Genomic DNA, 12,889 nt, shown 5'->3' on the forward strand with positions numbered 1-12,889 from the left:
ATAATATTTGTTATTATTTTATTGAGTCAATTTCAACAAAATAACCTAAAAAAGAGGACGCAGGTTGCGTCCTCTTTTTATAAATCTTTCACTCGTAGTACACGCATTGCATTTAACACTGCAAGTAGTGTCACACCAACATCTGAGAAGACAGCTTCCCACATTGTTGCAATACCAAAAGCACCAAGTAATAAAACTAATCCTTTTACCCCTAATGCAAAGATGATATTCTGCCATACAATGCGTCGTGTGCGTTTTGCAATATTTAAGGCTGTTGCAATTTTTGAAGGCTCATCAGTCATAATAACGATGTCTGCCGCCTCAATCGCTGCATCTGATCCTAAACCACCCATCGCAATACCAACATCTGCTCTTGCTAATACCGGTGTGTCATTAATACCATCACCAACAAAAGCAACTTTTTCTTTTCCGTTCTTCGCCGCATCAATTTTTTCAATCTCTTCGACTTTTTGTTGCGGTAATAGTTCTGCGTGAACTTCATCTAAACCTAATTCTTTACCAACAGCTTCACCAACGGATTTTGCATCACCCGTTAACATGACTGTCTTCTTAATACCTAGTTCTTTTAATTTTTGAATTGCTTGTTTTGAATCTTCTTTTACCTCATCAGAGATAACGATATAACCTGCATATTCCCCATCTACAGCAACGTGAACTAATGTACCTACCGTTTCTGGTTGCTTAAATGTAATGTTTTCTTTTTTCATTAATTTAGCATTACCTGCAAAAATTTCTTTTCCTTGTACTTTTACGACTGTACCGTGACCAGAAATTTCGCTATACTCATCGATTATTTTTTCATCAATTGATTTTCCGTATGCCTTTCGAATAGATTGTGCAATTGGATGATTAGAATACACTTCAGCAAATGTTGCATATTCTAATAATTCTTCATTTGTAATACCTTCGCTTGGTTCCATTTTTGTAACTTTGAAGACACCTTTTGTTAATGTTCCTGTTTTATCAAAAACAATATATTTCACATCATTTAAAGCTTCTAAATAGTTACTTCCTTTTATTAACACACCACTTTTAGATGCACCACCAATTCCTCCAAAGAATCCAAGAGGAATTGATACAACTAACGCACATGGACAAGAGATTACTAAGAACACTAAAGCTCTATAAATCCATTCTGAGAATGTAGCTCCTTCTAAAATAAGTGGTGGAATAAACGCCATGATCGCTGCTGTAATAACTACAACTGGAGTGTAGTAACGCGCGAACTTCGTAATAAAGTTTTCTGTTGGCGCTTTTTTACTGCTTGCATTTTGAACTAAATCTAAAATTTTTGATACAGTTGATTCACCAAATTCTTTTGTCACTTCAATTGTTAATACACCATTTTGGTTCACAAAACCACTTAATACATCATTTCCAACTTCGACTTCACGTGGTACAGATTCACCGGTCAATGCTGAAGTATCTACCATTGATGTTCCTTCAACTACTTTTCCGTCTAATGGTACTTTCTCACCAGGCTTCACGATAATATAATCGCCGATTTGTACATCTTCTGGTGATACTTGTTTCGTTTCATTTCCAACCTTCACATTCGCATAATCAGGACGGATATCCATTAATGAAGTAATTGACTTTCGGGAGCGATTGACCGCAATACTTTGGAATAGTTCCCCTACTTGATAGAATAGCATTACCGCAACAGCTTCTGAATATTGTTGAATCGCAAAAGCCCCTAGTGTTGCAATTGCCATTAAGAAGTTCTCATCGAACACTTGGCCGCGAGTTATGTTTCTTACCGCTCTCCAAACGATATCTCCGCCTATTAATAAATACGCAAGGACGAATAACGGAATTGTTATCATTTGTGGTAAGCCCGCTAATGCAGCAATTGCTGTCAAAATTCCGCCGACCACTAATCGTCCTACCATCTTTTTCACATTTGCTTCACCATGGTCGTGACTATGTCCGTGGTCATGCCCACCTTTTTCTTCACGAACAACTTTCACATCTGGTTCTAACTTTTGAACGATATTTGTTATATTTGCTACAGTCGCTTCTAATTCTCTTTTATTCGCTACTTCAACTCTTAATTTCTTTGATACGAAATCAACAGTTGCTGCTGAAATAGACGGCATTTCCTTCACTTTATTTTCAATCTTCATCGCACAGTTCGCGCAATCTAAACCTTCTAATATAAACACTTCTTTTGCTACTTTTGTGTTGTTTTCTTCTTGCACTTTAATGTGCGGTTCTAATTTTGTAACGAGTTGTTTTGCTTCTGTAACAACTTCGCTTTCTGTATTTTGTGCTGTTTCTAAAACCATTGTTTTTGTCGCGAAATTTACAGAGCAAGAATTTACTCCTTCTATATTCCCAACGCCTTTTTCAATTTTCATTGCACAGTTCGCACAATCTAAACCTTCTAACACCAGTTTCTTTTTCACTAATGCTTCAGCCATCGTTCTCCCTCCTCGCGTTCTTTTTATTCTTCCTCGTTTACGTGTTCAAACGCTTGCTCGAAGATATGAATTACGTGCTGGTCAGCTAACGAATAATAAACGACCTTTCCTTCTTTACGATTCTTTACAAGTTTCGCTTGCTTTAACACACGAAGCTGATGCGAAATAGATGATTGTGTCATTCCTAATAAATAAGCTAAATCACAAACACACATTTCAGCTTCAAATAATGCATGTAATATTCTCGTCCGTGTACGATCACCTAATACTTTAAATAATTCTGCTACTTTACTTAAACTTTCATCAGTTGGAATTGTTTGTTTTACTTGATCAACAACTTCTTCATGAATTATCGTTTGAGAACATGTCTCTTGTGGTGTTTCTACTTTATTTACAGCCATTATAGCTCACCTCTTCATTTGAACATATGAACAATTATTCATATATCTTATACTCTTATTATATGAGCGTCCATTCATATGTGTCAATGAAATCTCATACATTTTTCCGAACATTTTGTTCACATTTTAATAAGGCGTACCCATATTTTCCGCATCCATTACATTCTCATACAAAAAAGGATGTACATTTTGCCCAAAAGAAAAAAGCCTTGCGCGCTCCCTAGACGCACAAGGCTTACTATACTTATATCCCTTTTAATTAGCTTGTTCTAAATTATCCTGCGAACTTCCATCGTCTTTTAAATGACTATGTTTTTTCGAATAAACAAAGTATACAACTACTCCGATTGCTAACCAAACACCGAAGTATATCCATGTTTTTAATGGTAAATTTACCATTAAGAATAGACAACATGCAACTGAAATAATCGGTAAGATCGGTACAAGTGGTACCATAAATCCACGTTGTAATTTCGGATGCGTTTTACGAAGAATGATAACAGTTACACCAACCATGGCGAATGTTAATAACGCTCCAATATTCGCTAAATTCGACAATTCTTTTAAATCGATAAATCCAGCAATTAAAGCACTACCAATTCCTGTTAACCAAACTGAAAATGTTGGCGCTTCAGTCTTCTTGTTAATTTTCGCGAAAGATTTTGGCAATAAACCGTCACGGCTCATTGCGAAGAATACACGAGTTGTTGCATAAATGTAAGCGAAAATTACAGCCATAATACCAATTACAGCTCCAATTGCGATTATACCTGCTACTTTGTCTTGTCCTACAACTTCTAACACATATGCCATAGCTTCTGGTACATCTAATTCTTTATAAGAAACCATACCTGTCATAACGAGACAAACTACAACATAAATGATTGTACAAATAACTAACGAAGCAATAATACCAATCGGTAGATCACGTTGCGGATTTTTTACTTCTTCAGCAGAAGTTGCTAATGCATCAAATCCTAAGAAAGCAAAGAATACTGCTGCTCCCCCTGCGAACACTCCACTTAAACCGTACGGTGCAAATGGTATCCAGTTTTCTGGTTTCACGTAGAATACACCAACTGCAATGAATAAAACAACAATACCAATTTTAATTAATACCATTATGTTATTCACACGCTTACTTTCTTTTGTACCTCGTGATAATAACCAAGTTATCACTAACGTAACGATAACTGCTGGTAAGTTTACCATACCACCTTGCGATGGAATCGTTAACAAGGCTTTAGGAATTTCAAGTCCTAATCCGCTCACTAAATTATGGAAATAACCCGTCCATCCTCCGGCTACTGCGGCAGTCGTTACGACATATACGGATAACAATGTCCATCCCATTAAATGGGCAACAAACTCACCAATTGTTGCATATGAATATGTGTACACACTACCTGACACAGGAAGTGTAGATGCAACTTCTGCGTAACATAAAGCTGCAAATCCACAAACAATTGCTGCAATCATGAATGAGAAAATAACTGCTGGACCAGCATCTCTTGCTGCTACTAATCCAGTTAATACTAGAACTCCTGTACCAATTATCGCACCAATCCCTAGCATTGTTAGGTCAAATGCCCCTAGCGTTTTCGTTAAAGTTTTACTTTTACTTTCCCCTAACAATTGCGTAACGGATTTCTTTTTAAATAGGTTGGCCACGATGTATGCCCCCTTTTGCCAAGAAGAGCTAAGAGATCTTCACTCTTAGCTCTTATCATGTTGGTTTATATATTGTTCGATTTTATTTTGTATAATGCTGCTATTAGCAAGATACTGTTTCTGCTTCTAATAATTCTTTAGCACCTTTGTACTCTACACCGTGAGCTTCTGCAACTGCTTCGAATGTTACATAGCCGTCTAATGTGTTAATACCTTTTAGTAATGCAGCGTTTCCTAGGCAAGCTTCTTTGTAGCCTTTGTTAGCAATTTGTACTGCATATGGTACTGTTACGTTTGTTAATGCAAGAGTTGATGTACGTGGAACCGCACCTGGCATGTTTGCAACTGCATAATGAACAACGCCGTGTTTTTCGTAAGTTGGGTTATCATGAGTTGTAATACGGTCAGTTGTTTCGAAAATACCACCTTGGTCAATCGCGATATCTACAACAACAGAACCTGGTTCCATTGATTGAATCATTTCTTCTGTTACAAGTTTTGGCGCTTTTGCACCTGGGATTAATACTGCACCGATTACAAGATCAGACTCTTTTACAGCTTCTGCAATATTGTAAGGATTAGACATTAAAGTTTTTACTTGGTTTCCGAAAATGTCATCTAATTGACGAAGACGTTCTGCACTTAAGTCGATGATTGTTACATCCGCACCTAGTCCAACTGCAATTTTAGCAGCATTTGTACCAGCTTGTCCACCACCGATGATTGTTACTTTACCACGTTTAACCCCTGGAACACCTGCAAGTAAAATACCTTTACCGCCTTTGTTTTTCTCAAGGAATTGTGCACCAATTTGTGCAGCCATACGACCAGCTACTTCACTCATAGGTGCAAGTAATGGTAGAGAACGGTTTTCTAATTGTACTGTTTCATATGCAATAGAAACAACTTTCTTTTCGATTAATGCTTTTGTTAATTCTGGTTCTGGAGCTAAGTGTAAGTATGTGAATAAGATTAAACCTTCGCTGAAGTGTTTGTATTCGCTTTCAACTGGTTCCTTAACTTTCATAACCATTTCCATATTCCAAGCTTCTTCAGCTGTATCAACAATTTTTGCTCCCGCTTCAACATACTGAGCATCTGTGAAACCAGATCCTAAACCTGCACCCTTTTGAATGAATACTTCGTGATTGTTACGAATTAAATGTACAACACCTGCTGGTGTCATTGCCACACGGTTTTCGTTGTTTTTAATTTCTGCTGGTACCCCAATACGCATAATGAAATGCCCCCTTATAATTAACAGAAAAAAGAGATTCTTTTTTCTTTTTGTAATAATTAATAACTTATGTCCTTATTCTAGCATAACTTAAAAGTTATGAAAACGCTAACATACCTTTTTTTTAAAGTTTATATATTTAGAATAGTGTAAATATATGGAACATTGATTCTATTAGCATCTTCGTGCCATTTCATTATCTATCACTCTATTTTTATTATACGCCCTAAAAATAAGAAGCAATCATTTATTATTCGACAATAATTTAACAATGTAAGAAACCTAAGTATCGACGTATACATATACACTTATTACTGTACACAATACTTTAGAGATATATTCTTTTCCTAAAAAAACAGCTGCAGGCATTTAGCCAGCAGCTGGGTAACTTATAAATAACTTGGAAAATAAATCATCTGTTGTTTCAGTAATTTTATCAAACAAATCACTTTCTTCCGCTTCTTGCTCTTTTAACATCTTAATTGTTTCACGTGCATCTTCAGGATAATCGGTAATGATACCATCTACGTTTAATTTATAATATCCCTTTAAACTTTCCATATCATTTACTGTCCATACGTAAATTGGCTTATTTAATTTCCTTGCTTCTTTTACTAATTTTTTATTTAACATGTATTCTTCTGCTACATAAAAATCAGCTTTCACATTCTTTAAGTTAGCTCTACTTGCATACAGTATATATCCTACTTTTATATTGGGATTTGCACGTTTAAACTCTTTAATAAGCGGATAGTGTAACGTTTGAATGACACATTGCTTCTCAAATTCATTATCTTTAATCACTTTTAATACTTTGTTTACGAAATCTTTTTCACCACCATGAAGCTTCACTTCAATATTAAGTTTGATTTTGTCCTTTGACAGCTTAATAATCTCATCAAGTGTACTTATTTGTCCTGAAAACCCATCTTGACTAAGAGTAAGCTGTCTTAACTCGTCCATCGTTAAATCTGACACATGAACATTAGCATTAGCAAGACGTTTTAGCTTCAAATCATGTATAACTGCTAGTTCACCGTCTTTCGTTTGCAGTACATCAATTTCAGCATAGTCTGCTTTCGCATCAATAGCCCCCTGCACAGCTTCTTTCGTATTCTCTACACCTTTTGAAATATAACCACGATGAGCCATAATAATTGGTTCTTTATATGTGTTTGTAATAAAGGTCACAATGAAGGCAACAACCATTCCCGCAGTAATAATTCCTACAATATATACGCCAATAAATTTCCAACGATGTTTTTGGAAGAAACATTTATCTGCTTTCGTTTTCGAATAATCTAATCCTTCTTCTAATAAAACATCTTCAACTGGAACCTTTTGTAAGTACAATCGCGTAATCGCCATAATATAAAATGGTGTCACGATAAAGCTAAATAAATACAATGTACTCGTTAAAAACACAGACATTGTTGATTCCGCTAATAATGCAAATGTCCCTGCTGGGTTTGTAAATTCATATACTCCCCACAGACAAAGTAAATAAATTCCTATAAATAAAAGAAAGACAATTCCTACAGATATGAAAAAACCTACTAAAAAGAATAATACTTTAAAAAAGCTTTCTTTTACTAAGTTTGCACTTTTTCGTGCTGCGGTGCGGAACGGCTTTTCCTCTAAAACAATAATAGGTAAAACAAAGATCCAACGAAGATTTAAATAGGCAACTACAGCAAAGAAAGTATAATATCCAACTTGACCCATTGTTGTCTTAAATAGTTCACCTGTAATAAAATTAGGAATTTGAATCTCAGGAATCAATGCAGATTTATACCCCGTACTTAATAGTGGTAATAACACAACTGCGTACAAAACAAATCCTGGTAAGCAATATGTAAAAAGGGAAGGTAAATACGTTACTGTTTTATACAAAATCGGACGTAATCTCACCTTTTGCCTTTTATGAGCAAAGTACGAAATAATAATAAGCACCGCAAATTCCGTAAAGATAAGAAACAGTGCTAACAATGATAAAATTACGATTGCCATTATGCCGTATGGCGTCTTTAAAAACGCTAATAATTCATCATTCGTCGCATTTGCATAACCACCAAAATACAATAACTTATTAAAAATGATCCCAAATAGCGGGACAAATACAATCGCTGCTAATAATTTATAAGCAAGTTGAAAGGTTAATACATTCCAAAAAGCAAATCTAACTGTTTGAAAGGAATGTCCAATTACTCCTGGTATAGATAGTCTTTTACGGTGTTGCATATATTCCTCCACATTCTAAAACGATATTTGAGATGGATTCCACATTTCCATTTCTAATCCATCTTTTTAATAATAATATATTCCGCTTAACATGAACACTCTTATACATACAATGAAAAAAGTGATGGTTACTCCCCATCACTTTTTTCATCTACTCTATTTTTTCTCTAACCCTTGTCCAAATGCTTTCAAGAAGCTAAAACCGAATGTAATGGCTCTATTGATATCTGGATCTTTTAACACTTTAAAGAAATCCATCACTTTTGTTTTTTTGCCACTATTTAATTCATCTGTTGCAAATTGTAATCCAGTGACTAAACTCGATGTGATTTGCTTCGTTACTTCTGGGTCAACTGAGGATAGTGCTTCCCCCGCTCCCATCATATTGTTAAGTGCATTTTTAACTGGTTCACGATTTAATTGCTCCACAGCGATCTTTGAAACATCTTCCTTCGCAGCAAGTAAACTAATCGCCGCATCTAATATACCAGCCTTTTGCAACTGTGCTAAAAGCTGCATTGTTTCTTCTACTGCTTCACGATTATTAGATAGCTCATTTAGAAGTTCATCTGCTAATTGCTGCTTCTGTTCTTCCTCTGTTACAACTTTCTTTTTAATTAACGTAATTTCTTTCGCCACTATCTCCGCCCCCTAGTCCACAAGTGATACGTATTGTTTTCTTTGCCACTTTTGCTCGATTTCAACACCATTTTGCGGATTACGCTTTTTATCTCGCGGGTTCGAAGATGGTAACGGGCGGTCTCCTTTTTCACGTAACACACGCATTTTCACCATCGTTTGTTTATACGCCGGTGTACACGTATAAATGTCTGTTGCCGTCCCAGTTAAAATATTAATCGCTTCTTCATTTACTGTTGCATGCATCGGTAAATATAGCTCTTTCCCCGTTACACGATCTGTAATAAGCGCTTGTACTTTAATTTTCCCAAATGGTGATGCTAATTCCACAAGACCACCATCTTTCACATTGCGCTCTATAGCAAGTTCCGGTGAAATTTCAACGAATACTTCAGATACTTTAGATAAAATACCAGCCGACTTATTCGTCATATTCCCTTCATGGAAATGCTCGAGCATGCGTCCATTATTTAAAAGTAAATCATACTCATCTGGTGCTACAACCGGTGGTACCCATTCATCTAATGATAAACGAGCAAGTTTATCTGGGAAGTTAAATCCGTCTACATATAATAGCGGTGTATCGCTACCATCATGACTACCCCAACATAAACTATTCCATCCTTCTAGACGGTCATACGTCGCTTGAGAGTATAACGGTGCAAGTGATGCGATTTCGTCCATAATTTCACTTGGACTTTCGTAATTCCAATCCCCACCCAGTGCACGAGCAACTTTTTGCAAAATCCACCAATCTGGTTTGGAATCACCAAGCGGTTTCAATACTTCATATAATCTTTGAATACGGCGCTCTGTATTCGTAAACGTTCCTTCTTTTTCTAAGCTTGGTGCTGCCGGTAAAATAACATCAGCAAAACGAGCTGTTTTTGATAAGAACATATCTTGAACGACAAGAAAATCTAAATTCGCTAAAATATGTTGCACATGGTTCGCATTTGAATCGACTAAAGCCATTTCCTCACCCATGACATACATACCGCGTAGTTTTCCTTCTTCCGCTGCAAGTAACATTGCAATATTATTTAATCCTGGCGCTTTCGGAATAGTTGTACCATATGCTTTTTCAAACTTAGCACGAAGCGTATCATCTGATACTGCTTGATAACCTGGAAGCCAGTTTGGTAATGTTGCCATATCACAAGCACCTTGTACGTTATTATGTCCTCTTAATGGATATGCACCTGCACCAGGACGACGGTAGTTACCCGTAACAAGTAGTAAATTTGAAATTGCTGCTGATGTCGTACTTCCTCCTGTATTTTGAGTTACACCCATTCCCCAAAGTATACAAGTACCATCTGCTTCATATACCATACGAGCCATTTCTTTCAGATTTTCTTTCGAAATCCCTGTAATTTTCTCTGTATAGTCCAGCGTATATTTCTCTAGCATTTTGCTATATTCATCAAAATTCTTTACGTTTTCAGCTAAAAACTTTTTATCGTGCCAATCTTGATCAATAATATATTTCGTAATACCAGCAAGCCATACGTAATCCGTTCCTTGGCTCGGATGAATAAATAAATCCGCACGCTCTGCCATTTCATGTTTACGGAGGTCTGCTACAATTAGTTTTTGCTCGTGTAATTTATGAGCACGTTTTACACGCGTCGCAAGTACAGGATGTCCTTCTGTTGGATTCGCACCAACGATAATGACAAGTCCTGCTTCAGCTATATCTTTCACTGTTCCAGCATCCCCGCCCATACCGACAGTTTTAAATAAACCATCTGTCGCTGGCGACTGACAGTAACGAGAACAGTTGTCTACATTATTCGTTCCATATATTTGTCGAGCTAGTTTTTGCATAAGGTAATTTTCTTCATTCGTTACTTTCGATGAAGAAATGAATCCAAATGCATCGCTGCCATATTCAGATTTAATATGCTGCATGTTAGAAGCAACAACTTCTAATGCTTCTTCCCATGAAGCTTCAACAAACATATCTCCTTGGCGAATTAATGGCTTCGTAATTCGATCTTCACTATTTACAAAGTCCCATCCAAATTTACCTTTTACACATGTGGAAATACCATTAACAGGTGCATCTGAAACAGGTTGTACTTTCAAAATTTGACGATCTTTCGTCCATACTTCGAATGAACAACCGACACCACAAAATGTACAAACTGTTTTTGTTTTATTAACTTTCGTCTTACGCATCGCAGCCTCTACTTCTGAAACTGCCAAAATACTACTATATCCAGGCTCTACATCCTTTACAAAATCAATCATCGGATCTAACACATCTGGCTTTAATCCTGTCATGAATCCAGCTTCACCTAACATTGATTTTTCCATTAACGCATTACATGGACATACTGTTACACATTGCCCACAACTCACACAAGATGAGTCATTTATGCTTACACCATGATCCCATATAACACGTGGACGATCTAAGTTCCAGTCTATCGATATAGTTTCATTAACCTGTAAGTTTTGACATACTTCTACACACTGTCCACAAGCAATGCATTGATTTGGATCATACCGATAAAACGGATGTGACATATCCACTTCACAAGCACTTACTTTCGGCTCATACGGATATTTCTGTTCTTCGATTCCCATCATATGTACCGTGTTATGGACTTTACAGTTACCATTATTGTTATCACAAACGGTACAATACAATAAATGATTCTCTAATATTCGATCCATTGCCTCAGTCTGTGCCTCTTTTGCACGCTGGGACTGTCTTTCGATATGCATACCGTTCTCTAATTTCGTTGAACAAGCACGTAATAACTTCCCATTTACTTCTACAATACACGTATCACAAGTTTGAATTGGATCTACTTCTGGTACATGACAAATTTGAGGATGTTCCAAATTACTCTCGTTAAATAATTGTAGTATCGTCTTTTCACCCGATGTGGAAAATTCTTTACCATCCACGGTTACACGGACTGTCTGTTCTGCCATAGTTTCCCCTCTCCTTACAACCAACTGTACAACACAATTATGAATCCGTTTTCAAAATCGCATTACTGTACATATTTTTGAAACGCTCTGCCCGAATACTTTTCTTATGAAGTCGATTCTAGATGTTATAAGGTATAACTACGAAAGCTTGAAAATATCACTATTCTACGGTTCTATTATATCGTACATATACAATAATAACCAAAATAATCTGTGATTTCCTTGCTAATAGGTGTTTTTATTTCCCCATTGTTTTATGATAAATATGGGAGAGAAATACATATAAAAGGGGAATTTAATATGGGGCCTACGCAAGAGACTTATACAATTGTACGCTATCAATCTGGTACATTTTCAAAACAACTGGATGAGATTGTTACAGAATCTCCTATTACTATTAAATTAAATGGTGAAGAATATGTAACAGTTGTATGCACACCAAATTATATTGAAGATATGGTAATTGGTTTTTTAATTTCTGAAGGAATTATTGCTTCCTATAAAGATGTTGAAGAACTATGGGTGCAAAAAGATAACGGAATTGTCCATGTAACATCATCAAAAGTAAATCCACTCTATCAAACTTTATATAATAAACGATACATCACTTCTTGCTGCGGAAAAGGTAGACAAGGTTTCATTTTCGTTAACGATGCAGCAAAAGCAAAAGATTTACATGATATACATGTAAAAATTACTCCTGAAGAATGCTTTTACTTAATGAATACTTTACAACAATCTTCCACTACCTTTCGCCAAACCGGCGGGGTTCACAATACCGCGCTATGTGATCGAAATAATATCCTCCTATCAAGAATGGATATCGGAAGACATAATGCATTAGATAAAATATATGGCCATTGTTTGCGCAACGATATATCTGTTAAAGGAAAAATCATTGCATTTAGTGGGCGTATTTCATCCGAAATTTTACTCAAAGTTTCAAAAATCGGATGTGAAATGGTTCTATCTAAATCCGCTCCAACAAAATTAGCATTACAACTCGCTCATGATTTAGGCATTACAGTCGTAGGATTTATTAGAAACGAATCTTGCAATATTTACACACATCCACATCGAATTGATGGTTATCAATCGAATAACTAAAATAACTCCTCGGTTGAGGAGTTATTTTAGTTATAAAAATGTAATATATTAAAGACTTGAATAGTTAATAAAGTTAATATATAATTTCATTACATATTAAAAACAAAACATTGTAGCATATATCTTTTCATTCTTTTACAAATTAAAAGAGACTGCTAACAAAACGCATACACAATCTTATAGAAGTAATGGATTTATTT

8 protein-coding genes are annotated in these 12,889 nt (G+C 35.9%); 1 reads left to right on the forward strand and 7 read right to left on the reverse strand.

Features of this window, described 5'->3' with window-relative positions; translation table 11 throughout:
• Positions 1-77: 77 nt before the first annotated feature.
• From QEP67_RS24940 to fdhF, 7 genes are all read right to left on the reverse strand, one after another.
• Entirely contained in the window at positions 78-2,444 is a 2,367-nt protein-coding gene (locus tag QEP67_RS24940) for a heavy metal translocating P-type ATPase (RefSeq protein WP_048567114.1), read from the reverse strand.
• 23 nt (positions 2,445-2,467) lie between these two features.
• Complete coding sequence (locus tag QEP67_RS24945) at positions 2,468-2,845, reverse strand: metalloregulator ArsR/SmtB family transcription factor (RefSeq protein WP_000290207.1); 378 nt, start codon at positions 2,843-2,845, stop codon at positions 2,468-2,470.
• A gap of 255 nt (positions 2,846-3,100) precedes the next feature.
• Positions 3,101-4,516, reverse strand: a complete 1,416-nt coding sequence (locus tag QEP67_RS24950; protein ID WP_001284892.1) for an amino acid permease — start codon at positions 4,514-4,516, stop codon at positions 3,101-3,103.
• 103 nt (positions 4,517-4,619) lie between these two features.
• Entirely contained in the window at positions 4,620-5,753 is a 1,134-nt protein-coding gene (gene ald, locus QEP67_RS24955) for an alanine dehydrogenase (RefSeq protein ID WP_001219752.1), read from the reverse strand.
• 369 nt (positions 5,754-6,122) lie between these two features.
• Entirely contained in the window at positions 6,123-7,994 is a 1,872-nt protein-coding gene (locus tag QEP67_RS24960) for a glycerophosphodiester phosphodiesterase (protein ID WP_001164728.1), read from the reverse strand.
• A 156-nt stretch (positions 7,995-8,150) separates the two neighbouring features.
• Positions 8,151-8,633 carry a DUF1641 domain-containing protein gene (locus QEP67_RS24965; RefSeq protein ID WP_001040518.1) on the reverse strand — a complete coding sequence of 161 codons (483 nt, stop codon included), beginning with the start codon at positions 8,631-8,633 and terminating at the stop codon, positions 8,151-8,153.
• Positions 8,634-8,645: 12 nt separating this feature from the next.
• Entirely contained in the window at positions 8,646-11,582 is a 2,937-nt protein-coding gene (gene fdhF / locus QEP67_RS24970; RefSeq protein ID WP_000840693.1) for a formate dehydrogenase subunit alpha, read from the reverse strand.
• A 300-nt stretch (positions 11,583-11,882) separates the two neighbouring features.
• On the opposite strand from fdhF, the gene fdhD reads away from it, so the two are divergent.
• A complete protein-coding gene (fdhD, locus tag QEP67_RS24975; RefSeq protein ID WP_000529227.1) occupies positions 11,883-12,689 on the forward strand; it encodes a formate dehydrogenase accessory sulfurtransferase FdhD in 807 nt (268 codons plus the stop codon).
• Positions 12,690-12,889 lie beyond the last annotated feature (200 nt).

This window comes from Bacillus cereus group sp. MS39, from assembly GCF_040448665.1.
Lineage (GTDB): Bacteria > Bacillota > Bacilli > Bacillales > Bacillaceae_G > Bacillus_A > Bacillus_A wiedmannii.